Source organism: Nonomuraea zeae, assembly GCF_005889725.1.
Taxonomy (GTDB): domain Bacteria; phylum Actinomycetota; class Actinomycetes; order Streptosporangiales; family Streptosporangiaceae; genus Nonomuraea; species Nonomuraea zeae.
In genome coordinates this window covers 13,762-38,728 of record NZ_VCKX01000100.1, presented here as the reverse complement: position 1 = coordinate 38,728, position 24,967 = coordinate 13,762, and the positions used below count along the sequence as shown (strand labels likewise).

At 70.0% G+C, this 24,967-nt stretch carries 19 protein-coding genes, 1 tRNA gene and 1 pseudogene; 15 read left to right on the top strand and 6 right to left on the bottom strand.

Annotated elements, in window-relative coordinates:
- Together ETD85_RS63330 and ETD85_RS29110 are read left to right on the top strand one after the other, a co-directional pair.
- Positions 1–969 (top strand): hypothetical protein (locus ETD85_RS63330; RefSeq protein WP_170246893.1); only part of this gene is annotated, 969 nt, incomplete at its 5' end.
- A gap of 392 nt (positions 970–1,361) precedes the next feature.
- On the top strand, positions 1,362–1,922 hold the full coding sequence (locus ETD85_RS29110) for a hypothetical protein (protein ID WP_138692983.1): 561 nt from the start codon (positions 1,362–1,364) through the stop codon (positions 1,920–1,922).
- Between the two features lie 426 nt (positions 1,923–2,348).
- Here ETD85_RS29110 and sigJ read toward each other — a convergent pair whose 3' ends face one another.
- A complete protein-coding gene (sigJ, locus tag ETD85_RS29105) occupies positions 2,349–3,236 on the bottom strand; it encodes an RNA polymerase sigma factor SigJ (protein ID WP_138692982.1) in 888 nt (295 codons plus the stop codon).
- Between the two features lie 179 nt (positions 3,237–3,415).
- On the opposite strand from sigJ, the gene ETD85_RS29100 reads away from it, so the two are divergent.
- Both ETD85_RS29100 and ETD85_RS29095 read left to right on the top strand, forming a co-directional pair.
- A complete protein-coding gene (locus ETD85_RS29100) occupies positions 3,416–3,868 on the top strand; it encodes a nuclear transport factor 2 family protein (RefSeq protein WP_138692981.1) in 453 nt (150 codons plus the stop codon).
- 55 nt (positions 3,869–3,923) lie between these two features.
- The gene (locus tag ETD85_RS29095; protein WP_138692980.1) at positions 3,924–4,469 is read left to right on the top strand and encodes a YceI family protein; all 546 of its coding nucleotides are present in this window, start codon (positions 3,924–3,926) and stop codon (positions 4,467–4,469) included.
- Positions 4,470–4,490: 21 nt separating this feature from the next.
- On the opposite strand, the gene ETD85_RS29090 is transcribed toward ETD85_RS29095, so the two are convergent.
- Positions 4,491–6,047 carry a bis-aminopropyl spermidine synthase family protein gene (locus ETD85_RS29090; RefSeq protein WP_240779498.1) on the bottom strand — a complete coding sequence of 519 codons (1,557 nt, stop codon included), beginning with the start codon at positions 6,045–6,047 and terminating at the stop codon, positions 4,491–4,493.
- Positions 6,048–6,420: 373 nt separating this feature from the next.
- Between ETD85_RS29090 and gltB the strand changes: the two genes are divergently transcribed.
- The 7 genes from gltB (at position 6,421) to pyk (ending at position 18,429) form a co-directional block, all read left to right on the top strand.
- The gene (gene gltB, locus ETD85_RS29085; protein ID WP_206058690.1) at positions 6,421–10,926 is read left to right on the top strand and encodes a glutamate synthase large subunit; all 4,506 of its coding nucleotides are present in this window, start codon (positions 6,421–6,423) and stop codon (positions 10,924–10,926) included.
- Positions 10,927–10,939: 13 nt separating this feature from the next.
- The gene (locus ETD85_RS29080) at positions 10,940–12,418 is read left to right on the top strand and encodes a glutamate synthase subunit beta (RefSeq protein WP_138692979.1); all 1,479 of its coding nucleotides are present in this window, start codon (positions 10,940–10,942) and stop codon (positions 12,416–12,418) included.
- Positions 12,419–12,585: 167 nt separating this feature from the next.
- Positions 12,586–13,167, top strand: coding sequence for a TetR/AcrR family transcriptional regulator (locus ETD85_RS29075; RefSeq protein ID WP_170246892.1), 582 nt, complete (start codon positions 12,586–12,588; stop codon positions 13,165–13,167).
- Positions 13,168–13,255: 88 nt separating this feature from the next.
- A complete protein-coding gene (locus ETD85_RS29070) occupies positions 13,256–14,719 on the top strand; it encodes an MDR family MFS transporter (protein ID WP_138692977.1) in 1,464 nt (487 codons plus the stop codon).
- 136 nt (positions 14,720–14,855) lie between these two features.
- Positions 14,856–16,616, top strand: a complete 1,761-nt coding sequence (locus tag ETD85_RS29065; protein ID WP_138692976.1) for a S8 family peptidase — start codon at positions 14,856–14,858, stop codon at positions 16,614–16,616.
- Positions 16,613–16,963 carry a DUF2784 domain-containing protein gene (locus ETD85_RS29060; protein ID WP_138692975.1) on the top strand — a complete coding sequence of 117 codons (351 nt, stop codon included), beginning with the start codon at positions 16,613–16,615 and terminating at the stop codon, positions 16,961–16,963. Before ETD85_RS29065 ends, ETD85_RS29060 begins: the two co-directional genes overlap by 4 nt.
- A 35-nt stretch (positions 16,964–16,998) precedes the next feature.
- Complete coding sequence (pyk, locus tag ETD85_RS29055; protein ID WP_138692974.1) at positions 16,999–18,429, top strand: pyruvate kinase; 1,431 nt, start codon at positions 16,999–17,001, stop codon at positions 18,427–18,429.
- Between the two features lie 170 nt (positions 18,430–18,599).
- Here the strand turns inward: pyk and dapD are convergent, their stop codons facing one another.
- The 3 genes and pseudogenes from dapD to ETD85_RS29040 all read right to left on the bottom strand — a co-directional run.
- Entirely contained in the window at positions 18,600–19,559 is a 960-nt protein-coding gene (gene dapD, locus ETD85_RS29050; RefSeq protein ID WP_240779497.1) for a 2,3,4,5-tetrahydropyridine-2,6-dicarboxylate N-succinyltransferase, read from the bottom strand.
- A gap of 187 nt (positions 19,560–19,746) precedes the next feature.
- Complete coding sequence (locus ETD85_RS29045; RefSeq protein ID WP_138692972.1) at positions 19,747–20,169, bottom strand: pyridoxamine 5'-phosphate oxidase family protein; 423 nt, start codon at positions 20,167–20,169, stop codon at positions 19,747–19,749.
- A 211-nt stretch (positions 20,170–20,380) separates the two neighbouring features.
- A pseudogene (locus tag ETD85_RS29040) lies at positions 20,381–20,503 on the bottom strand (LysR family transcriptional regulator); the annotation flags it as partial.
- A gap of 63 nt (positions 20,504–20,566) precedes the next feature.
- On the opposite strand from ETD85_RS29040, the gene ETD85_RS29035 reads away from it, so the two are divergent.
- Positions 20,567–21,049: an SDR family NAD(P)-dependent oxidoreductase gene (locus ETD85_RS29035; RefSeq protein WP_138692971.1), complete on the top strand. Its 483-nt coding sequence runs from the start codon at positions 20,567–20,569 to the stop codon at positions 21,047–21,049.
- A gap of 61 nt (positions 21,050–21,110) precedes the next feature.
- Here ETD85_RS29035 and ETD85_RS29030 read toward each other — a convergent pair.
- A tRNA-Leu gene (locus tag ETD85_RS29030) sits at positions 21,111–21,184 on the bottom strand.
- A 113-nt stretch (positions 21,185–21,297) separates the two neighbouring features.
- Here ETD85_RS29030 and ETD85_RS29025 point away from each other — a divergent pair.
- From ETD85_RS29025 to ETD85_RS29015, 3 genes are all read left to right on the top strand, one after another.
- A complete protein-coding gene (locus ETD85_RS29025) occupies positions 21,298–21,882 on the top strand; it encodes an ANTAR domain-containing response regulator (RefSeq protein ID WP_379507736.1) in 585 nt (194 codons plus the stop codon).
- A 152-nt stretch (positions 21,883–22,034) separates the two neighbouring features.
- Complete coding sequence (locus ETD85_RS29020; RefSeq protein ID WP_138692969.1) at positions 22,035–23,339, top strand: ABC transporter substrate-binding protein; 1,305 nt, start codon at positions 22,035–22,037, stop codon at positions 23,337–23,339.
- Between the two features lie 279 nt (positions 23,340–23,618).
- Positions 23,619–24,926, top strand: coding sequence for an ABC transporter substrate-binding protein (locus ETD85_RS29015; RefSeq protein WP_138692968.1), 1,308 nt, complete (start codon positions 23,619–23,621; stop codon positions 24,924–24,926).
- Positions 24,927–24,967: the final 41 nt, after the last annotated feature.

Sequence of the window (24,967 nt, the reverse complement as noted above, 5' to 3'; positions counted from 1 at the left end):
GGTCCCACGGGCGGCGGCCGATCGACCGGCCTGGTCAGCGGCGACTGGTCGGTGGACGACGCCGATGACGGTGGCCGTACGGAAGGCGACGTCGGCTTCCTGGGCGACGGCCTCGGAGACGGGCGGGCGGCGGCCGATCCGGATGGCGGCAGCGGCGGTGGACGGCTCGCGTCGGGTAAACGGCGGCGTACCCCGCGCTCCGACTGGCAGTTCCCCCTTCTCACCGACTGGGGTTTCCGCCCGGAGCAGCAGCGGCTGTTCGTCATCATCGCCACGGTCGTGGCGGTGCTGGCAGGCGGGACCGGCCTGGTGTTCGCCATCAACTCCATTGGCAGTTACTCGTCCGAACGCCAGGCCAGCGCCGCTGTGCTCGGGCCCGACGTGACGCTTCCGCAGGTCTTCCGGGGGTGGAGCTCGCCCAAGCTGTTCGACCCGCTCACGGACAGGGCGAAGGACGGGCGGGCGCTTACCGAGAAGGAGGTGTTCGGCCAGACTGAGCTGCCGGTCACCAAGAAGCTCAAGCTCAAGCTCGTCGCCAAGCAACTCGACGCTGACTGCTCGGCAGCCTTGTGGGGTGGGAACCTCCTTGAGCAGGTGTCGGAGACCGGCTGCACCCAGGCCGCCCGCGGCCTGTACGCCAGCTCCGACGGCCGTTACATCGGCCAGTACACGCTGCTCAATCTCAAGGACGGTCAGGCGGCCGGCGATCTGGTGCAGTCGTTGAAGACTCTCTACCGGGACGGATGGGTGCGTCCGCTGACCTCCGCCAAGGCGGCCTTCCCGGCAGGCGGCCACTCGGAGTCGGGTGGCTACGCGCTTGGCCACTACGTCGGCCTGGTGTGGCTCGGCAGGGCCGACGGCGCGGAGCCCACGCCGAAGGACGACTTCGTCTCCCTCACGCTGGCGCTGCGCGGGGCCGAGAAAGCCGTTTACCGCCGCGTCGTCTCGATCACCGGACCGTCTTCCTGATGTCCGGCACAGAACACGGAAGTGCGTCCCGCATGTCCAGCGAAGAAGACGGTAGCTCGTCTGGGGTGTCCGGCACGGATCACGAAGGTTTGTCTCGCCTGTCTGGCACGGATCACGAAGGTTTGTCTCGCCCGTCTGGCACGGATCACGAAGGTTTGTCTCGGATGTCCGGCATGGATCGTGAAGGTTCGTCCTGGATGGCTGACATGGATCGTGAAGGCTTGTCCTGGATGTCTGACGCGAATCGCGCTAGCTCGTCCCGCGTGTTCAGCGAAGAAGACGGTGGCGCTTCTCGACTGTCCAGGGCAGAAGACGATGGGTCGTTTGGGGTGTCCGGCGAGGATCGCGGGGGCTCGTCCCGGCTTTCCCGCCGCCGCGTCGTCATTCCCGTAGTGATCGCCAGTGTTCTGGTCATCGCGGTGGTCGGCTGGCTCTGGTTGCGTCCTGACAACCCCCGCCCCGCCGTCTTCCACGCCGAGCCCACCTCCGCGTTCTACGCCGCCATCGACTCCCGCGAGCACGACGCCGCCCCGCTGACCCCGCAAGAGGTCTTCACCCCGGCCACCCGGACCCTGGGCAACCTGACCCTGGCCGGGACACAGCAGTTCACCGACTGTGACGAGGTGCTGTGGGGCGTCTCGGCCGGAGGCTGCACGCAGGCGCTCCAGGCCACCTACCGGGGGAGCACGATGGCGGGCCAGTTCGTCATCTTCAACATGAGCGACGGGCGTGCGGCGGACGCGCTGGTGGCGGCGCTCGGCAAGGACGGGTTCGTACGGCAGGGCATCACGTTCGACGCCGCCGGCAGCCGCGCACAGGCCCGCGCGATGGGCCACTACGTGACCGTGAGCTGGGCCGGCGGTCAGGCCACAGCCCAGGACCTGGTCGCCACCCTGGTCGCGCTGGACGGCCTCGGCCGCGTGGTCCAGGGCCGCATCGTCGCCGCCACCTGAACTCCTGAATCCGTCCGTCCCCTCACGGCCCGCTTCGCTGACCCACCCAGCGACCGCCGCCCACTGCCTCCTGCCTATAGCCGGTTGGTCCAGCGCCCACTGCCTCTTGCCGGTGGTCGGTTGGCCCGGTGACAGCCGCCTCTCGCCGGTTGCCCGCTGGCTCAGCGATCGCTGCCTTCCACCCGTGATCCATGAGCCAAGCGATCGCAGCCGCCCGCCTGTGATCCATGGACCTGGCGACCCGGCTGGCTCAGCGACCGCAGCTTCCCGTCTGCGGTCCATCAGCACCCCAGAGACCACAGGCTCCCATCTGCTGTCCGCTGATCCGGTGGGGACGGTCTTCGAGGTCCGGGTCGGCACAGCGGTTGCCGAGGCCGCAGGCGTTCGGTGCCTCTAACGACCTTGGCCCGGGCGTGGGCGTCGGGGTCAGTTGTCGAGGGCGGTCAGGTCGAGTCGGCGGAGGCGCTCGGGATCGGCGATCGCGTCGATCGCCACGATCTTGCCGCCCGACACGGTGAACCCGAGGACCGCGATCGGCTGCTCGTCGATGGTCAGCACGGCGCCCACGGCCCCGTTCACCAGCGCGTGCCGCGCCCGCGCCGCGGGCTGGTGGAACGTGAGCGTCTGCGCGGCCACGGCCGCCGCGCCGTGGACGGCCACGGAAGCGTCGGGGCGCGCCGTCCCGCCGTCGGAGCGCATCACGACCTCCGGGTCGAGGACCGCGACGAGCGCGTCGAGGTCGCCGCTGCGCGCCGCGGCGTAGAAGGCGTCGACCACCTTCCGCTGACGGGACAGGTCGGGCTCGGGAACGTGGGTCTCGGCCCCGCGCACCCGCCGCCGGGCGCGGCTGGCGAGCTGCCTCGCCGTGGCCGGGGAGCGACCGACCATGGGGGCGATCTCGTCGAAGGGCAGGTCGAACATGTCATGCAGGACGAACGCCAGCCGCTCGGCCGGGGTCAGCGTTTCGAGGACCACAAGCAGCGCGAGCCCGACGGAGTCGGCGAGCAGGGCCTCGTCCTCCGGGTTCGTCCCGTCCGTACGGCTGATGACCGGGTCGGGCACGTGCACGCCCATGGGGTCCTCACGCCGCCGCGCGCGCGAACGCAGCACGTTCAGGCACACCCGGGCGACGATGGTGGTCAGCCAGGCGCCCAGGTTGTCGGCGGCTCCGGCGTCCGACCGGCTGGCGCGCAGCCAGGCCTCCTGGACGGCGTCGTCGGCCTCGGACAGTGAGCCGAGCATCCGGTAGGCCACACCCCGCAGGCGGGTCCGGTTCTCCTCGAAGCCTTCGGCCAGCCATTCGGACTCGGTCATCAGTCACATTCCTTCGCCGCTCGGTGTCGTATGAGTGACACCGCAAACCCGTCCGATGTGACAGGGAGACAGATCCCATCATGCCTGGCACCGGATCGGCGAACCCGCCTGCCCGCCACCGCCGGGCAGGTCACGGGCGCGTGGTGCGCATGGAACGACACCAGCGAAGAAGGAAACCGATGAGCGACGTTCAGACCTTCACCGACCGCGTGGAGATCGAGACCCTGCGCGGCGAGTTCACCGACGCGGGAATGATGCGCGACTACGACCGTTTCGCGGCGCTGTTCACCCCGGACGGCGCGTGGCGGATGCCGCACATCGGCGCGGAGTTCGTCGGCCGGGAGGAGATCCGCGCCGCGATCGAGCGGTTGCAGGGCCTCTGGGAGTTCTTCGTGCACACCGTGCACCCGGGCACGATCCACCTTGACGGCGACACCGCGGCCGGCCGTGCGTACGTCGCGGAGTTCGGGCGCATGCGCGACGGCAGCTCGCACTCGAACCACTCCCTCTACCACGACCGCTACCGGCGCACCTCGGACGGCTGGAGGTTCGCTGAGCGCGTGTACGAGGTCAGGTACGCCGACACGACCCCGCTGCCGGGCTCGGCGCCCGGGGCCACGCACGAATCCTGACCGGCTCGGAACCGGACGACCGACTATCACTTTGACCTTTCAGGAGCGATCCAGCATGACGACCACGACCGAGCTCGATGAGCTGACCGGCGACTACGTTCTCGACCCGGCCTCGACCAGGATCGGGTTCGTCGCCCGGCACACGGTGGGCGGCAGGGTGCGCGGGCGGTTCGGCGAGTTCGAGGGCAGCGCGCGCCTGGACGGCGCGGACCCGTCGAAGTCCAGCGCCCGGCTCACGATTCGGGCGGCCAGCATCCAGACCGGCAACCCGCAGCGCGACCGGCATCTGAGCGCCGGGTTCCTGGGCGCGGACGACCACCCGGCCATCTCCTTCACCTCGACCGAGGTGCAGAAGGCCGGCAGGACCGGCTTCAAGGTCACCGGCGCGCTGACCATCCGCGGCGTGACCAAGCCGGTCACCCTGGACGTCGAGCTGACCGGCGCCGAGAGCGATCCGTCGGGCGGCGTCCGGGTCGGCTTCGCGGGCAGCGTCACGGTCAGCCGCAAGGCCTGGGGCGTGAACTGGAACGCCGCGACCACCGCGATGGTCAGCGACAAGGTGACGCTGGAGTTCGAGGTGGCCGCCGTCCGGCGGTCCTGAGCGGCGGGCGCGAGCGGGGGGTCAGGTCGTGCCGGTGAGGGCTGAGACGGTGGTGGAGACCGCCTCCTGGAGATCGGACAGGCGGTGGGCGGGCGCCTCCAGCGGCGTCAGGCCCTCCGCCCAGGGAGCCGCCTCCCGGATCAGCGTGCGGGCCTCGTTCTTGGTCAGCGTCGTGCCCTGGGCGCGGGCCAGGGCGATGAGGGCCTCGCGCCAGGTGTTGGCCAGCTTGGCGTGCCCGTTGTCCAGGATCTTGCGCAGCACCGCGGCCGCGTCGCCGTCCGGCTGCGGCACGCGTACGGCGTCGAGGGCGCCGCTCGCGGTGCTCAGCTCGTAGACGGCGGTCAGGACGCCCGGCACGGCCGGGAGGGCCGGGCCGAGGACGCGGACGTGGCCCGCCCGGGTGGCCAGCAGCACGCGGGGGAGCGCGGCCTCGAGGCCGGGCGGCAGGGCGACCGCCACCCGGTCCGCGGCGGCGGCGTACGGCTTGGCCAGCCACGTCGTGAGCTTGACCCGCGGCTGGGGCAGGTCCTTGGGCCAGTCGCCCACCAGCAGGTCGGGGTCGAAGCCGCCCGGCCCGAAGACGCCGGTGGCGGCCGGCTCGGGAGCGTCCTGGTGGGACTCGACGGACTGGGGGCCCTGGGTGTAGATGGCGGTGGCCGGCTGGCGGCTGAGGAGCGAGGTGACGGCCGGGCGGGTCTTGCTGGTGGGGCGCAGGATGTACAGGTCGGCGGCGGAACCGATGGCTTCCGCCCCGAAATATCGGTTGAAGTCGGGGTATATGGCCTCGTAGGTGAGGTTCAGGTCCGACAGCGCCTGCTGGACCTTGAAGGCCAGCATGGGCGTGCGCTCGCTCGCGCCGTACGCCAGCAGCACCCGCCCGTCGTCCGTCAGCCCCTCCAGCGCGCGCGCCACGAACAGGCCCGTGCCCTCCGGCGTGTACGGCGGGTCGGTGAGCGCCAGGTCGTGGTCTTTTGCCGAGGCCGGCAGGCCCAGCCGCAGGTCGGCCCAGCGCGTGCGGACACCGAGCCGCTGCTCGTCGATGTAGGCCAGGATGCGCTCGTCGATGTCCACCACGGTGACGTCGGTCTCAGGGTGGACGAGCTTGACGGCCAGCGAGGTCAGGTCGTGGTCGCCGACGCACAGCAGGCGCGCGCCGGGGAGCCAGAAGCGGGCGCCGAGCAGCAGCGCCCGCCGCAGGACCGTCTCCGGCGTGGCCGAGACGTGGTCGAGCACGTGGCGCGCCCGTGGGGCCCCGGCGATGAGGGCGGTGAGGCGTTCGAGCGCGTGGGAGTAGTGGGGGATCAGGTGGCCCACCGGGTCTTCCGGGGGCGGGGCCACGGCGAAGAGGCCCTGGTAGGCGGGGGTGTCGGTGAGCGGCACCCGGAAGGCGCCCGCTTTGTCCTCCAGCGGCAGCTCCCGCAGCAGGGCCTCGATGGTACGCCGGGCGGTGGCCGTCTCCCTGACCAGGTCCGCCAGCGTCCACCACTGGCCGTCGCACAGGAGCATCAGGGCGTGCCGAAGTCGCCTGCTGCCGGCCCCGGCCTCGTCGAGCAGCCGCTCCACCCCGTCGCGATCCATGGGGCAACCCTATCGAGCACCCCGGACGGCTCCGGCCGGGCGAGCGGTCGTATCATCCACCGTCAACCACCGATCCCTCACGGCCCGTAACCGTCACCGGGCGGCCCGTATCCCGCGCGGCGGCGCAAGGGCCGGGTGAGAAATCGCTCCCTGTGCCGTATATCGCAGCTCACGATCGGGAATTTCATCGCCCTGGTCCGGGGTTTGGGATAGCGAGTTCGGATGTTGGGACGAGGTCGAATGTTCGCAATGCGGACGTGGCGGGCACCATTCCGGCAGGGTGCGGTAACCTCTACCCACGATATGCAGCAGGGCCAACGTCGTCCCCGCCTGTAGCGCAGTTCAGACAGACGAAGACGACGGGAGGGATTCAATGCCTGCTGCCCACCTCGGGTTCCCCGAGCCCCAGGGCCTGTACCACCCCGCCAACGAGCATGATGCCTGCGGTGTCGCCATGGTTGCCGACGTCGCGGGACGCCGTGGGCACGAGATCGTGGTCAAGGCGCTGACGGCTCTCTGCAATCTCGATCATCGGGGGGCCAAGGGTAGCGAGCCGGACACCGGCGACGGAGCCGGGATCCTGACGCAGATCCCCGATGGGCTCTACCGGGCGAGCGTGCCGTTCACGCTGCCCGCCGGCGGCCGGTACGCCACCGGCATCGCCTTCCTGCCGATCGACGAGGAGGCTCGTCGCATCGCCGTCGGCCTGATCGAGGAGATCGCGGCCGAGGAAGGTCTCACCGTGCTCGGCTGGCGTGAGGTGCCCGTCGACCGCGCACTGCCCGGCCCCAGCGCCAGGGCCGTCATGCCGCACTTCGCGCAGCTGTTCGTCGCCGCCAGGGACGGCCAGGAGGGGCTCGAGCTCGACCGGCTCGGGTTCTGCCTGCGCAAGCGGGCCGAGCACGAGGCGGACGTGTACTTCCCCTCGCTGTCGGCCAGGACGATCGTCTACAAGGGCATGCTCACGCCCGACCAGGTCGAGCCGTTCTTCCCCGACCTGAGCGACGAGCGTTACGAGACCGCGATCGCGCTGGTGCACTCGCGTTTCTCCACCAACACCTTCCCCAGCTGGCCGCTGGCCCACCCCTACCGCTACATCGCCCACAACGGCGAGATCAACACGGTCAAGGGCAACCGCAACTGGATGCGCGCCCGCGAGGCGATGCTGGCATCTGCCCACATTCCGGGCGATATTTCGCGACTTTTCCCCATCTGTGACCCGGATGGCAGCGACACCGCCAGCTTCGACGAGGCCCTTGAGCTGCTGCACATCGGCGGCCGGAGCCTCCCGCACGCCGTCCTGATGATGATCCCGGAAGCCTGGGAGAACCACACCGAGATGGACCCCGCCCGGCGGGCGTTCTACGAGTTCCACTCCACGATGATGGAGGCCTGGGACGGTCCGGCCTCGATCACGTTCACCGACGGCACCCTCGCTGGCGCCGTGCTCGACCGCAACGGCCTGCGCCCCGGACGCTTCTGGGTGACCGCCGACGGCCTGGTCGTGCTGGCCTCCGAGGCCGGCGTGCTCGACTTCAAGCCGGAGGAGGTCGTCAGGAAGGGCCGCCTGCAGCCGGGCCGCATGTTCCTCATCGACACCGCCCGCGGCAAGATCATCGAGGACGACGAGATCAAGGCCGAGCTGGCCGCCGAACTGCCGTACGCCGACTGGCTGCACGCCGGGCTCGTACGGTTCGAGGAGCTGCCCGCGCGCCAGCGGGAGATCCCCACGCACGAGGCGCTCGTCAAGCGGCAGCAGACCTTCGGCTACACCGAGGAAGAGCTGCGCATCATCCTGTCGCCGATGGCGAGGACCGGTATCGAGCCGATCGGCTCCATGGGTACCGACACGCCCGTCGCCGTGCTGAGCGAGAAGCCGCGCCTCCTGTTCGACTACTTCACGCAGCTGTTCGCGCAGGTCACGAACCCGCCGCTGGACGCCATCCGTGAAGAGCTGGTCACCTCGCTGGCCAGCACCATCGGTCCCGAGGGCAACCTGCTCGACCCGGGGCCGAGCTCGTGCCGTCAGCTCGTGCTGCCGTACCCGGTGCTCGACAACGACGAGCTCGCCAAGATCATCCACATCAACGACGAGCACGACCTGCCGGGCTTCCGCCCGCACGTCATCAGCGGCCTGTACGACGTCGCCGGCGGCGGCGCCGCGCTGCTGCGGCGGCTGGAGGAGATCAAGGCCGAGGCGTCCGACGCGATCGCGAACGGCGCCCGGATCATCGTGCTGTCCGACCGCGGCTCCTCCGACTCGCTGGCGCCGATCCCGGCGCTGCTGCAGACCGGCGCGGTGCACCACCACCTGATCCAGGAGAAGACGCGGACCAAGATCGGCCTGGTCGTCGAGACCGCCGAGGCCCGCGAGTGCCACCACATGGCGTTGCTCATCGGCTACGGCGCGGGCGCGGTCAACCCGTACCTCGCGATCGAGACCATCGAGGACCTGGTCGACACCGGTGCGCTGCAGATCGACAAGCGCAAGGCCGTGCGCAACCTGATCAAGGCGTACGGCAAGGGCGTCATCAAGGTCATGTCCAAGATGGGCGTGTCCACGGTGGCCTCCTACACCGGCGCGCAGATCTTCGAGGCTCTCGGCCTGAGCCAGGAGGTCATCGACGCCTGCTTCGCCGGCACCACCTCGCGGCTCGGCGGCGTCGGCTTCGACGTGCTGGCGGCCGAGGTCGCGCAGCGGCACCGGCACGCCTACCCGCGCGCCGAGAACGCCCACCGCGGGCTCAAGGTCGGCGGCGAATACCAGTGGCGGCGCGAGGGCGAGCCGCACCTGTTCAACCCCGACACCGTCTTCAAGTTGCAGCACGCCACCAGGACCCGCCGCTACGAGATCTTCAAGGAGTACACGAACCTCGTCGACTCCCAGGCGGAGCGGCTGATGACCCTGCGCGGCCTGTTCAAGCTGCGCAAGGGCGCCTCGATCCCGATCGAGGAGGTCGAGCCGGTCTCGGAGATCGTCAAGCGGTTCTCCACGGGCGCCATGTCGTACGGCTCCATCTCGATGGAGGCGCACGAGACGCTCGCCATCGCGATGAACCGGCTCGGCGGCAAGTCCAACACCGGCGAGGGCGGCGAGGACCCCGAGCGGCTCTACGACGCCAATCGCCGCAGCGCCATCAAGCAGGTCGCCAGCGGCCGGTTCGGGGTCACATCCGAATATCTGGTGAACGCGGCCGACCTGCAGATCAAGATGGCCCAGGGCGCCAAGCCCGGCGAGGGCGGCCAGCTCCCCGGCCACAAGGTCTACCCGTGGATCGCCAAGACCAGGCACTCCACGCCCGGCGTCGGCCTCATCTCGCCGCCGCCGCACCACGACATCTACTCGATCGAGGACCTCGCCCAGCTCATCCACGACCTGAAGAACTCCAACCCGGAGGCCAGGGTCCACGTGAAGCTGGTGGCCGAGGTCGGCGTCGGGACGGTCGCGGCCGGCGTGTCCAAGGCCCACGCCGACGTGGTGCTCATCTCCGGGCACGACGGCGGCACCGGCGCCTCGCCGCTCACTTCGCTCAAGCACGCGGGCGCGCCGTGGGAGCTCGGCCTGGCCGAGACCCAGCAGACGCTGCTGCTGAACGACCTGCGCGACCGCATCGTCGTCCAGGTCGACGGCCAGCTCAAGACCGGTCGTGACGTGGTCATCGCGGCCCTGCTGGGCGCCGAGGAGTACGGCTTCGCCACCGCTCCGCTGGTCGTCTCCGGCTGCGTGATGATGCGGGTCTGCCACCTCGACACCTGCCCGGTGGGCGTCGCCACGCAGAACCCCGAGCTGCGCAAGCGGTTCACCGGCAAGCCCGAGTTCGTGGTGAACTTCTTCGAGTTCATCGCCGAGGAGATCCGCGAATATCTCGCCGAGCTGGGCTTCCGCTCGCTCGACGAGGCGATCGGGCACGTCGAGATGCTCGACATGACCGCGGCCGAGAACCACTGGAAGGCCAGCGGGCTCGACCTGTCGCCGATCCTGCACCAGCCGGAGCTGCCCGCGGGCACGGCCCTGCGTCGCGTCGTCGAGCAGGACCACGGCCTGCAGCACGCGCTGGACAACACGCTGATCCAGCTGGCCGAGGGCGCGCTCAACGAGGGCACCCCGGTCACGCTGGAGCTGCCCATCCGCAACGTGAACCGCACGGTCGGCACCATGCTCGGCTACCAGGTCACCAAGCGGTACGCCGGCCAGGGCCTGCCCGACAACACGATCGACATCGGCTTCACCGGCTCGGCGGGCAACTCGTTCGGCGCGTTCGTGCCGCGCGGGATCACGCTGAGGCTGACCGGCGACGCCAACGACTACCTCGGCAAGGGCCTGTCCGGCGGGCGGATCACCGTCCGGCCGCACGAGGAGGCGCCGCTCGACGGCCACATCATCGCCGGGAACGTCGCGCTCTACGGCGCCACGTCCGGCGAGGTGTTCGTCCGCGGCGTCGTCGGCGAGCGGTTCTGCGTGCGCAACTCCGGCGCCACCGCGGTCGTCGAGGGCGTGGGCGACCACGGCTGCGAGTACATGACCGGCGGCCGGGCCGTCGTGCTCGGCCCGACCGGGCGCAACTTCGCGGCCGGCATGTCGGGCGGCGTGGCGTACCTGCTGGACCTCAAGCCCGAGCGGGTCAACCGCGAGATGGTGGCCATCGAGGCGCTGAGCGAGCAGGACGCCGAGTTCCTCAAGGAGACGGTCGAGAAGCACTTCGCGGAGACCGGCTCGCCGGTCGCCAAGCAGCTGCTCGCCGACTGGGACGCCGCGCTCGGCCGGTTCGGCAAGATCATGCCGACGGACTACAAGAGGGTGCTGGAGGCCGCCGAGGCCGCCCGCATCGAAGGCAGGGACATCGACGAGGCGGTCATGGCGGCCGCGGTTCAGGGCTAAGGGAGGCGTACCGATGGCTGACCCCAAGGGTTTTCTCACGCACGACCGGGAGCTGCCCGCGCGCCGCCCCGTGGACGTCCGCATCAGCGACTGGCGCGAGGTCTACCAGGACTTCTCGCAGGAGAAGCTGACCAAGCAGGCGGCCCGCTGCATGGACTGCGGCATCCCGTTCTGCCACAACGGCTGCCCGCTGGGCAACCTCATCCCCGAGTGGAACGACCTGGTCTTCCGCACCGACTGGCGCGAGGCGATCGAGCGGCTGCACGCCACGAACAACTTCCCGGAGTTCACCGGCAGGCTCTGCCCGGCTCCGTGCGAGGCGGCGTGCGTCCTCGGCATCAACTCCGACCCCGTGGCGATCAAGCGGGTCGAGGTCGAGATCATCGACCGCGCGTTCGCCGAGGGCTGGGTCACCCCACAGCCCCCGGCGATCAAGACCGGTAAGAAGGTCGCGGTCGTCGGCTCGGGCCCCGCGGGCCTGGCCGCGGCCCAGCAGCTCACCAGGGCCGGGCACGATGTGGTGGTGTTCGAGCGGGCCGACCGCATCGGCGGCCTGCTGCGTTACGGCATCCCCGAGTTCAAGATGGAGAAGCGCCACATCGAGCGGCGCCTGGAGCAGATGCGGGCGGAGGGCACCGAGTTCCGCACCGGCGTCAACGTCGGCGTCGACATCACCGCCGCAGAGCTGCGCGAGCAGTTCGACGCCGTGGTGCTGTCGGGCGGCGCCACCCAGTGGCGCGACCTGCCGGCGACCGGGCGCGAGCTCAAGGGCGTCTACCAGGCGATGGAATACCTGCCGCTGTCCAACAAGGTCCAGGAGGGCGACTACGACACCGCGCCCATCTCGGCCGAGGGCAAGCACGTGGTGGTGATCGGCGGCGGCGACACCGGCGCCGACTGCATCGGCACCGCGATCAGGCAGGGCGCCAAGTCCGTCACCCAGCTGGAGATCATGCCCCAGCCGCCCGCGTCCAGGCCCGGCAGCCAGCCGTGGCCGACGTTCCCGATCCTGTTCAAGATGGAGAGCGCGCACGAGGAGCTGGCCGACGGCGGGGGAGAGCGCGTCTACGCGGTCTCCACCACCGAGTTCGTCGGCGACGCCGACGGCAACGTGCGGGCGCTGCGGCTGGTCGAGGTCGAGGGGCCGCAGAGCGGCTTCAAGCCGATCCCGGGCACCGAGCGGGAGATCCCGGCCGAGCTGGTCACCCTGTCCATGGGCTTCCTCGGCCCGGAGAAGGGCGCGCTGCTGCAGGACCTGGCCGAGGTCGCCGGAGACGGCTTCTACGACGCCAGGGGCAACGTCTCGCGCGACAAGACGTACATGTCCAAGGTGGACGGTGTCTTCGTGGCCGGTGACATGGGCCGCGGGCAGTCGCTCATCGTGTGGGCCATCGCCGAGGGGCGGGCCGCCGCCTCGGGGGTGGACCGGTTCCTGACCGGGGAGACGGCGCTGCCGTACCCGATCCTGCCGACCGCGCGGCCCCTGGTCTGACGTGACGTGCGGCGCCCGGCCCCGCCGGGCGCCCGCTTGACGGGCGTCCGGCCCGGACGCTCGCTGAAAAGCGCCCGCCTCTTACGGCGGGCGCTTTTTTCGTGTGCATCGAATTGCAGATCGTGCATTACTTGCAGAGTATGCAACTCTTGCGTAAAGTGCAAGGCATGGAGAGCCCGCAGCAGCGGCGAGAGCGTCGCCGAGCAGAGCGGCGGCAGGCCATCAGGAAGGCCGCCGTGCGGCTCGCGCTCGACGAAGGGCTCGAGGCCGCGACGGTGGAGGCGATCAGCGCGGCGGCGGACATCTCGCCGCGCACGTTCTTCAACTACTTCGCCGCCAAGGAAGAGGCGCTCGCCATGGAGCCGGTCTGGCGCCCGGAGGAGCTCGTCGGCCTGCTGGAGAGCCGGCCGGACGACGAGCCGGTCTTCCAGTCGCTGCAGGTGGTGATGCGCGAGCTCGCGGAGAGGCTGCGGCCCGTGTTCGCGGACCTGCAGCCGTTCATGGAGCTGCGTGCCCGCCATCCCGAGCTCGCGGCCAGGGCCAGGGCGGCGGACGAGTCGAAGATCTTCAATACGATCATCGGCGCCGTCCGGAGCCGTCCGGGCGTCACCGGCGCGATGCACGCGCGCCTGCTCGTCATCGCCTCGCTCGGCTCGGCCATGTCCGCCATCCAGGAGTCACTGGAAGGGGGCGGCTCGGTGCAGGACCTGCTCGACGAGGCGTTCACGCTGCTCGAAAACGGGCTCTGACCCCGCAAGGGAGAGCGGCGACCGGGGTGGCACCCCCGATCGCCGCGGAATCTTCCTGCCCTCGCGAAAGAAGCAAGGAGACAACTCAATGCTATCCACCACGGCCCCCGAGGCCCCAACTCGGCGCGGGCTCTGGGTGAGCCTGGGCTCACTCATGCTGACCTTGTTCCTGGCCGCCATCGACCAGACGGTCGTGGCGACCGCCATGCCGACCATCGTGGGGGAGCTGCACGGCCTTGAGAGCCTGTCGTGGCTGGTCACGGCGTTCGCCCTGACCTCGGGTATCGCCACGCCCCTCTACGGCAAGCTCAGCGACATGTACGGCCGCAAGAACCTCTACCTGTCGGCCATCGTGCTGTTCGTCATCGGCTCGGCCCTGTGCGGGGTCGCGCAGTCGATGGCCCAGCTCATCGCCTTCCGCGCCTTCCAGGGCATCGGGGCGGGCGGTCTGATGGTGCTGACCATGACCATCGTCGCCGACCTGGCCACCCCGCGCGAACGGGCCAAGTTCCAGGGCTTCTTCGGCGCGGTCTTCGGGCTGGCCTCGATCGCCGGGCCCATCATCGGCGGCTACCTGACCGAGCACGTCTCCTGGCGCTGGATCTTCTACATCAACCTGCCGCTCGGCGCGATCGCCCTGCTCGTGGCGTTCGCCGTGCTGAAGCTGCCCAAGCGGACCTCGCCGCACCGGATCGACTGGCTGGGCGCCGTGCTGATCTCCGGGCTGCTGACGTGCCTGACGCTGTTCGCCTCCTGGGGCGGCACCGTCCACGCCTGGGGCTCGCCGGTCATCATCGGGCTCGGGGCGGGCGCGGTCCTGCTGGCCGTGCTGTTCGTGCTGGTGGAGCGGGCGGCGGACGAGCCGGTGCTGCCGCTGCGGCTCTTCCGTGACAGGACGTTCGTGATCCCCGTGGTGACCGTGGTGCTGCTGGCCACCGCGATGCTGGGGGCGGCCCTGTTCCTGCCGATGTTCCTGCAGCTCGCCACGGGGGCCGGGGCGGCCGACTCGGGGCTGCTGCTGCTTCCGCTGATGGCCGGGATGATCGTGTCCTCGACGCTGGTGGGGCAGCTCGTGCACCGGTTCGGCCGGTTCAAGTGGTTCATGGTCGCGGGCGCCACGCTCGCCGGGGTCGCCGGGCTGCTGCTGTCCACGATGGATCTGGGCACGACCGCGTTCGCGTCGGGTGCGTACATGGTGCTGCTCGGGCTCGGGCTCGGCATGGTGACACAGAACCTGCTGCTCGCCGTCCAGACCACCACCCCCGAGGCGGACAGGGGGGCGGCGACCTCGGCCGTGACGTTCGCCAGGAGCGTCGGCGGCGCGGTGGGCGTGGCCGTGCTGGGCGCGATCTTCAGCGGCCGGCTCGCGCTCGGGCAGGCCGCGCTCACGCCCGAGGCGATCCAGGCGCTGCCGGAGGCGGCGCGGCACGCCACCCAGCTCGCCTTCTCGGGCGCGATCACCGGGGTGTTCGCGTGGGTGGGGCCGATCCTGCTCCTCGGGGCCGCGCTGCTGTGCTGCCTGAAGGACGTACGGCTCACGAACCAGGACTGATCGCCCTCGCCGGAGCGGACCTCTATATGCAGAGGTCCGCTTCGGCATACATACACTGAAATTTCACCCCTAAGTTGCATCACCCGTTCTGTGTCGGGAAGATGCAGTTTCGGGGCAGTCGGTGGATGGGGGAAGAATGCGGCGGGTCGCCTCTGGAATGATGGCGGTCGCCGTCGTGGCCGCGATCGCGGCCTGCTCTCCCGTGACCTCCCGGCAGCAGACCGCCACGCGCGCGTCCGGGCAGGCCGAATATCTCGTCTTCTACGCCGACGGCCGCCAGGCCGAGGCCCAGAACGCCGTCACGCGGGCCGGTGGGACCACGGTCGGCGAGGACGCCCGGCTCGGCTACCTGCTGGCCACGGGGCGCGGCGACGGGTTCGCCGAGGGCGTGGGGGCTGACCAGGCCATCGTCGGCGTGTCCGCCGACAGGACCATCGGCTTCGCCACCTCCCGCACGGCCGGACCTCAGGACGCGGCAGGAGCCGCCCGCACCGGGTCCGCCGACGCCCGTACGGGCTCGCAGGACACCCGTACCGGCCCCCAGGACGCCCGTGCCGGCGCTGCGGACCGCGCCCGGAGCACCGCGTCGGGGACCTTCCCCGACGCGGACTCCTTCACCAAGGGCCGCGCGGGGGACCCGCTCGAAGGCCGGCAGTGGGACATGCGGATGATCGGCGCCGACCGCGCCCACGCCAAGGCCCCCGGCAGCAAGCAGGTGCTGGTCGGCGTCATCGACACCGGCGTGGACGGCAAGCATCCCGACATCGCCCCCAACTTCAACCGCGAGCTGAGCCGCAACTTCGTCACCGACAGGCCCAAGGACGAGAACGGCGAGACGCTCGACGGCGCCTGCGAGGCCAGCGGCTGCAAGGACCCCGTGGACGTGGACGACGACGGCCACGGAACCCACGTGGCCAGCACGATCGCCTCCCCGATCAACGGCATCGGCATCGCGGGCGTCGCCCCCGGCGTCCAGATCGTCAACATCCGGGCGGGGCAGGACTCGGGCTTCTTCTTCCTCAAGCCCAGCCTCGACGCCCTCACCTACGCCGCCGACATCGGCGTGGACGTCGTGAACATGAGCTACTTCGTCGACCCCTGGCTGTTCAACTGCGCCGCCAACAAGTCCGACACCAAGAAACAGCAGCTCGAGCAGCGCGCGATCATCGTCGGCATGCAGCGCGCCCTCGACTACGCCCGCCAGAAGGGCGTGACGCTCATCACAGCGCTCGGCAACGGCTCCAGCGACCTCGGCCATCCCACGGTCGACAAGCAGAGCCCCGGTTACCCACAGGGCGACCAGAAGGAGCGCAAGGTGGACAACTCGTGCATCAACGTGCCCGCGGAGTCCGGCGGCGTCATCTCTGTCTCGGCCGTCGGCCCCTCCGGCCGCAAGGCGATCTACAGCGACTACGGCGTCGAGCAGACCGACCTGTCGGCCCCCGGCGGGGACGTGGTGGACGGCAAGGGCACCAAGGCCACCCGGTCGATCCTGGCCGCCGCCCCCGAGCACGTGCTGCGCGCCGCCGGGCGGATCGACGCCAAGGGCGAGCCCAAGGGTGTGGACGTCGTCAAGGACTGCAAGGCCGGGGCCTGCTCCTGGTACCAGTACCTCGACGGCACCTCCATGGCCGCGCCGCACGCCACCGGCGTCGCCGCCATCCTCATCAGCCGCTTCGGCAAGCCGGGCCCCGGAGGGCTGACCCTCGACCCGGCCACCGTCGAGAAGCTCCTGTACGAGAGCGCGACGCGCAAGAGCTGCCCCACGCCGCGTTCGTACGTCTACAAGGCGTTCGGCGAGAACGAGACCCACCAGTGCGAAGGTGAGCAATCCCGTAACGGTTTCTTCGGTCACGGTCTCGTGGACGCCTGGAAGGCGGCTACCTTCGAACCATGATGTATCGCCTGCTCGCAGACGTTGCGATGGTGGTACATTTCGCTTTTCTCGCCTACATGGCCGTGGGCGGATTCGTCGCCTGGCGGTGGCGACGTACGATCTGGGCGCACCTCGCTGTCGTAACCTGGGGGGTGTTCTCGATCGTCACCGGCGTCGAGTGCCCGCTGACCCTCGTAGAAGACTGGGGACGCCGTAACGCCGGACTGGCGGGGCTTCCCGCCAGCGGATTCATCGACCACTACATCGAGGGCGTGATCTACCCGGAGGAGTACACGAACTTGGCGCGTCTGGGGGTCGCCGTTCTCGTTCTGTTCTCCTACGTCGGGTACGTTCTCCGTCGTCAGTGACTGCCAAGTGGTCTGTACCAATTAAGGTAGGACTCGTGACTCGTCGCGCGAAAATCGTCTGCACCCTAGGCCCCGCCACATCCTCCAAAGAACGCCTCCGCGAGCTGATCGCCGCGGGCATGGACGTGGCACGGTTCAACCTCAGCCATGGCAATCATGACATGCACAGAGAGGTCTACGACCGGGTCAGGGAGGTGGCGGCCGACCTCGGCCGCGGTGTAGGCGTGCTCGCCGACCTGCAGGGCCCCAAGATCCGTGTCGGCACGTTCGAAGAGGGTCCCGTCAGGCTGGGCTTCGGCGACGTCTTCACCATCACCACCGAAGACGTGCCAGGCGACCGCGAGCAGGTCTCCACCACCTACAAGGGGCTGCCCAACGACGTCCGCCCCGGTGACACGATCCTGGTCGACGACGGCCGCCTCGTCCTCGAGGCGACCCGCGTCGACCCGGAGCGCATCGTCACCCGCGTCGTCATCGGCGGCATGATCTCCGACAACAAGGGCCTCAACCTGCCCGGCGTCAACGTCAGCGCGCCCGCGCTGACCGACAAGGACGAGGCCGACCTGCGCTGGGCGCTGCGCACCGGCTTCGACATGATCGCCCTGTCCTTCGTCCGCCGCCCGTCCGACGCCGACGTGGTGCGCAACATCATGGAGCAGGAGGCCGTGCGCCTCCCGCTGCTCGCCAAGATCGAGAAGCCGCAGGCCGTCGACCGGCTGCCCGACATCGTCGAGGCGTTCGACGGCATCATGGTCGCCCGCGGCGACCTGGGCGTCGAGCTGCCGCTGGAGCAGGTGCCGATCGTGCAGCGGCGCATCATCGAGCTGTGCCGCGAGAAGGCCCGCCCGGTGATCGTCGCCACGCAGATGCTCGACTCGATGATGAACGCCCCGCGCCCGACCCGCGCCGAGGCCTCCGACGTGGCCTACGCGGTCATGGACGGCGCCGACGCGGTCATGCTGTCGGGCGAGACCTCGGTGGGCAGCTACCCGATCGAGTCCGTCTCGACGATGGACCGCATCGCCTGCGCCGCCGAGAAGGCCTCGCTGCACGCCACCCACACGCTGGAGCGCATGCCGGAGACGACCGGCGGCGCGATCGCCAGGGCCGCCGCCGAGGTGGGCGCCATCGTGGGCGCCAAGGCGCTGGTGGCGTTCACGATGTCGGGGGAGACGGCCCGGCGGCTGGCCCGCTACCGGTCGCCGATCCCGCTGCTGGCCTTCAGCTCCGCCTCCCACGTGCGGGGGCAGCTGTCGCTGACGTGGGGCGTGGAGACCTACCACGTGCCGTTCGTGCACCACACGGACGACATGGTGCGGCAGGTGGAGGCGTCGCTGCTGTCGTCGGGGCGGCTGGAGAAGGGCGACAAGGTCGTCATCGTGGCGGGCTCGCCTCCCGGCACCCCCGGCTCCACCAACGCCCTGCGCGTCCACACGATCGGCTCGGCGGTGTCCCACGCCCACTAGGGCCGGCCAGCCCTACGGCTGCGCCACGGCCTCGCGCCGGTTGAGCCACCCGCCGCCGTCCCGCCGGGCCTCCGTCCTGCGTGGGACGGGGGCGGCGGAGAGCGGCGGCGCGCCGGGTGAGCGCCGGCCGGAGGGCGGGCGCCCACCTCTGAGGTGATGGTGGCCGCGGGTCAGTTGGCGTGCAGGGCGGCGTTGAGCTCGATGGTGCCGCCCTTGCGCGGCACCGCCTCCACGGCGCCCGACTGGGAGTTGCGGCGCAGCAGGATGCCGTTCGAGCCCGACAGCTCGGCCGCCTTGACCACCGCTCCGTCCGGCAGGGTGACCCTGGTGCCCGCCGTCACGTAGAGGCCGGCCTCCACCACGCAGTCGTCACCCAGCGAGATGCCGATGCCCGCGTTCGCGCCCAGCAGGCAGCGCTCGCCGATCGAGATGACCTGCTTGCCGCCGCCGGACAGCGTTCCCATGATCGAGGCGCCGCCGCCCACGTCGGAGCCGTCGCCGACCACCACGCCCGCCGAGACGCGGCCCTCGATCATCGAGACGCCCACGGTGCCGGCGTTGAAGTTCACGAAGCCCTCGTGCATGACCGTGGTGCCGCTGGCCAGGTGGGCGCCGAGGCGTACCCGGTCGGCGTCGGCGATCCGCACGCCTGCGGGCACCACGTAGTCGACCATCCGCGGGAACTTGTCCACCCCGTACACGGTCACCACGCCCCTGGCCCGCAGCCGCAGGCGCGTGCGCTCGAAGTCCGGCACGGGGCACGGGCCGAAGCTGGTCCACACGACGTTGGCGAGCAGGCCGAAAATGCCGTCCAGGTTCACGCCGTGCGGCTGGACGAGGCGGGCGGAGAGCAGGTGCAGCCGCAGGTAGACGTCATGCGCGTCCACGGGCGGCTCCGAGAGCTTGGAGATGCCGGTGCGCACCGCCACCACCTCCACACCCCGCGCCGCGTCGGGGCCCGTCAGCTCGGCCAGCTCTCCGGCCGCGTCGGCGGAGAGCCGCTCGGTGCCCGTGAGGGGCGCGTCGCCCAGCTCGGGGGAGGGGAACCAGGTGTCGAGTACGGTGCCGTCGCCGGCGATGGTCGCGAGGCCGACGCCGAACGCGCCGGTGGAAGTGGGATCGATAGTCACGGGCCAAAAATACCGTTTCAACGGCCGCCCCATGGCGTCCGGCCCCGCCGGGCACCCGGACGGCCGGGAAGGGCCGGGCCTGCCGGACGGCCCCGCCGGGCACCCGTACAGCTAAGAAGGGCCTGGCCTGTCGGACGGCCCCGCTAGGCACCTCGACGGCCAGGGAGGGCGGGCCGAGCGTGTCGCGTCAGTCCAGGGCGCCCAGGTCGGCCGAGAGCCAGTGGTCCGGCCGCATGCGGAAGGTCACCAGCACGTTCAGGTCCGAGCCCTGCACGTACCCCGACACGGCGTCCGGCGGCAGGTATCGGGACGAGATGCGCGTGAGGTCCTCCAGCGTGGTCGGACCCGAGCGCACCACGGGCCCCTCCACGGACACGTACCGGTAGGTGGGGCTCGTCCGCTGGACCAGGATCGAGAACCGGCCCGCCTTGGCGATCAGCTTGGCCTTGATCGAGTCTCCGTCGGTCAGGAAGCGGATCTCGCCGCCGGGGGTGTAGTCGTACCAGACGGGCACGTTCAGAGGCGCCCGGCCCTCGCCGGACTCCACGGCCAGGCTCGCGATGCGCGCCTCCGCCAGGAACGCCTCCCGGACCGCAACACTCAACGGCATCCCGCCCCACCCCCGTCTGCGCCGATCGTGAGTCGGTCATTCCCGGTGGGAGCGTTCCCGAAGCTCACTCCTGCCGCTTTATGACCCATCGTCGGCACAAAAGGGGCGAACCGTAAGCCCGGGCTCAGGCGCTCGGCGCGCAGGGGAGCCGTGCCGCCAGCGCCGCCGCCGTGCGGACGAACGCCGCCAGCGCCCGCGAGCGCGCCTGCTCCCGCTCCAGCTTCTGGATCGCTCGGGAGAGCGGCGGCTGCGCCATCCCCAGCCGCTTGGCCGCCCGCCCGAAATGCAGCTCTTCCGCGACGGCGGCGAAGTAGGCCAGCTCGCGCGTCTCCATACTTCAAGGGTATTGCCGCAGACCCAGCCGGTGTAGGTCGCGGCGGCGCTCGCGGGCAAGGGGATGACGGTGCTGGTCAACAACGCCGGCCCCGCGGGCGAGCAGCCCAGCGCCACCGCCGCGAGTACCGTGCGCGAGGTGCTGGAGACGAACGTCGTCGGCGTCCTCATGGTCACCAACGCGCTGCTGCCCCTGCTCAGGCGGTCGGCGGCGGCCCGCATCGTGAACGTCTCCAGCGGCGTCGGCTCGCTCGCGCACCACACCGACCCCGCGCACTACATGTCCGGGCTGCCGGCCTCGGCGACGTATCCCGTGTCCAAGACCGCGCTCAACCAGCTCACCGTCCAGTACGCCAAGGAGCTGCGCGGGGACGGCATCCTGGTCAACGCCGCCGCCCCGGGCGGCTGCGCCACCGACTTGACCAAGGATCTGCCGTTCGCCATTACGCGCACCGCCGCGGACGGCGCGGCCGTCGCGCTCGCCACCCTCGCCCCCGGCGGCCCGACGGGCGGGTTCTTCGACGACGACGGGATCGTGCGCTGGTGACCGCAGATGGCCTGAGAGACGCGCAACCGCCCGGTCCGTGGTGGCCCGGGCGGTTGGTCGGTGCCCCGGGTGGGATTCGAACCCACACTGTGCGGGTTTTGAGTCCGCCTTCTCTGCCAATTGGAATACCGGGGCAGGATCGGACTTCTCGGGATCCGTCCTAATCGCAGGGCCAAGCGTAGCCCAACTCAATGGCGGGCTCGCACCGGCGTGGATCTAATCTACCGGACGTCTGTACTCTTCTGCTCGTGAGTACGCAGCGGCGAGTAGTGATCGCGGAAGACGAGGCCCTGATCCGCCTCGACCTCAAGGAGATGCTCCAGGAGGACGGCTACGTCGTCGTGGGCGAGGCCGGGGACGGCGAGCAGGCGATCCAGCTGGCCGCCGACCTGAGACCCGACCTGGTCATCCTGGACGTGAAGATGCCCGTGCTGGACGGCATCTCCGCCGCCGAGCGCATCGTGTCCGAGCGGATCGCCCCTTGCCTCATCCTGACCGCGTTCTCCCAGCGTGACCTGGTGGAGCGGGCCAGGGACGCGGGCGCGATGGCCTACCTGGTCAAGCCGTTCACGAAGGCGGACCTGGTGCCGGCCATCGAGATGGCGGTGAGCAGGCACGAGGAGATGGTGGCGCTGGCCGCCGAGGTGTCGAGCCTGTCGGAGCGGCTGGAGACCAGGAAGCTGGTGGAGCGCGCCAAGGGGCAGCTGATGCTGCAGCACGGCTGGAGCGAGCCGCAGGCGTTCAGATGGATCCAGAAGGCGTCGATGGACCGGCGGCTGAGCATGCGCGAGGTTGCCCAGATCGTTATAGACGACCCCGGCGAGCGGACGTGAGGGGCCCCAATATCAGGTGATTCAGCCCGGTGGGTTGTGGTGCGGTCACGAACGAGCATCCAACCGGCTTCGGCGGCTTTCGCGGCAGGCGTCCCGTTGCGTAACTGATGGGCGGACGGAAGGTCCGCTCATCTCGAACGGAGACGCTTTCGATGATCCGCATTTTCCGCGCGCCGGTCTTACCCGTGGTCGTGTCCGTGGCCTGCGTGGCGCTGGCGGCGTGCTCGTCCCCCAACACGACCGCGAGGCCGGGGGCCACGGGGTCCGCCTCGATCCAGCCCTCCTCGGCCCCGGCGGCCGGCAGGGGCGACGGCACGCTGACGATCGGCACGGTGCTGCCGCAGACCGGTTCGCTGGCGTATCTGGGCCCGCCCGAGTTCGCCGGCGTCGATCTTGCGCTCAAGGAGATCAACGAGGCCGGGGGCGTGCTCGGCAAGCCGGTCGCCAAGTCCGACACCGACTCGGGTGACACGACGACCAACATCGCCTCGCAGTCGGTGGACAAGCTGCTGTCACAGAAGGTGGACGCGATCATCGGCGCCGCCTCCTCGTCGGTGTCGGAGTCGATCATCGACAAGATCACCCGTGCGGGCGTGGTGCAGTTCTCGCCCGCGAACACCTCGGACAAGTTCACCGCGATCAACGACAACGGGCTGTACTTCCGCACCGCGCCGCCGGACAAGCTTCAGGGGCGGGTCCTGGGTGACCTGGTCGTCGCCGACGGGAGTGACACCGTCGGGATCCTGGCCATGCAGGACTCTTACGGTTCCGGGCTGGCCGATCAGGTGACCGAGACCGCGCAGGAGGCCGGGGCCACGATCGTGGAGCGGGTGGACTACGACCCGAAGGCGGCGGAGTTCTCCGCCGACGTGTCGAAGATCAAGGCGAAGAACCCGAAGGCGATCGTGCTGATCGGCTTCGACGAGACGGCCAAGGTCGTCAACGAGCTGGTCAAGCAGGGGCTGACCGCTGACAAGCACAAGTGGTACATGGTGGACGGCAACATGTCGAACACCAACTTCGTCAAGGCGCCCAAGGGCACGCTGAAGGGCGTCAAGGGCACGCTGCCCGGCGCGGCCGCCCCTGAAGCGTTCCAGAAGCGGCTGCTGGCCGTGAACGCCAAGCTCACCGAGTTCACCTACGCGGCGGAGTCGTACGACGCGGTGAACCTGATCGCGCTGGCCGCCGAGGCGGCCAAGAGCGACGCGGGCGCCGACATCGCGGCCAAGCTGATCGAGGTCAGCAAGGCCGGGGAGAAGTGCACCGGCTTCAAGGCGTGCGCTGATCTGCTGAAGGCCGGCAAGGACGCCGACTACGAGGGCGTGAGCGGCCCGGTCGACTTCAACGACGTGGGCGACCCCTCGGTGGCGACGATCGGCGTCTACCAATACGGCGCGAACAACAAGTTCGACGCGGCCAAGGCGCTCGAATATCGCAGGGGCGCCATCGCCGGGTGAGGCGCGTTCTGTCGCACCGATCCCGTGGACCCCGCTATCCCCATAGATCCCACATAACCGACATTCCGGCCCTGATCCCGAAATATCAGTCAGGGCCGGTTTGTAGTGGGGTGACCGTAACTCTGGTGAAACATCCCATTACTATGGGTGTTTGGGACATTACGAATCCGCATAAAAGCCGCGTAAGAACTCCCATCGTCGGTGCGTTGCAGGCATGCTGAGCTCGGAAAACCCAGCGAAGGTGATCGTTCCTTCGCTGAGATTAGGGGGAGTCTCTTTATGATCCGCATTGCTCCAGCAGGACGCGTGCTGGCCGTCGCGGCCGCGGCGAGCCTGGCCTTGACGGCCTGTGGAGGCGGCAGCGGCGGTGGCGACACCTCCGCCCAGCAGTCCGGGTCGGCGGCGCCGTCCACGGCGGCCTCCACGGCCGCGGCGAAGGGCGACGGCACGCTGACGCTCGGCACGGTGCTGCCGCAGACCGGTTCGCTGGCGTTCCTCGGCCCGCCCGAGTTCGCCGGTGTCGACCAGGCCGTCAAGGAGATCAACGAGGCCGGAGGCGTGCTCGGCAAGCCGATCAACAAGGTCCACACGGACTCCGGCGACACGACCACCAACATCGCCTCGCAGTCGGTGGACAAGCTGCTGGCCCAGAAGGTGGACGCGATCATCGGCGCCGCCTCCTCGTCGGTGTCGGAGTCGATCATCGACAAGGTCACGGGCTCCGGCGTGGTGCAGTTCTCGCCGGCCAACACCTCCGACAAGTTCTCCACCATCAGCGACAACGGGCTGTACTTCCGCACCGCGCCGCCGGACAAGCTGCAGGGCCGCGTGCTGGGTGACCTGATCGCCGCCGACGGCAACGACACCATCGGCATCATGGCCATGCAGGACTCCTACGGCTCCGGCCTGGCCGACCAGATCAAGGCGACGGCCGAAGGGGCCGGGGCCACGGTCGTCGAGCGGGTGGACTACGACCCGAAGGCGCCGGAGTTCTCCGCCGACGTGGCCAAGATCAAGGCGAAGAACCCGAAGGCGATCGTCCTGATCGGCTTCGAGGAGGGCGCCAAGGTCGTGGCGGAGCTGGTCAAGCAGGGGCTGACCACCGACAAGGTCAAGTGGTACATGGTGGACGGCAACATGTCGAACACCAACTACCTGAAGATGCCCAAGGGCACGCTCAAGGGCGTCAAGGGCACCATCCCCGGCGCCGAGGCCCCCGAGGACTTCAGGAAGAAGCTCCAGGCGATCAACCCCGACCTCAAGGACTACACCTACGCCGCCGAGTCCTACGACGCGGCGAACCTGATCGCCCTGGCCGCCGAGGCCGCCAAGGACGACACGGGCAAGTCCATCGCCGCCAAGCTGCCCGAGGTCAGCAAGGGCGGCGAGAAGTGCAAGAGCTTCAAGGAGTGCGTCGACCTGCTGAAGGCCGGCAAGGACATCGACTACGACGGCGTCAGCGGCCCGGTCGAGTTCAACGACGCCGGTGACCCCGCCGTGGCCACGATCGGCGTCTACGAGTACGGCGACGACAACAAGTACCCCGGCAAGGCGCTGGAGTACCGTACCGGCAACATCGAGGGCTGAGACCCGCACATCGGACTGCCGCCCGGCCGGGGCCGTGGCGG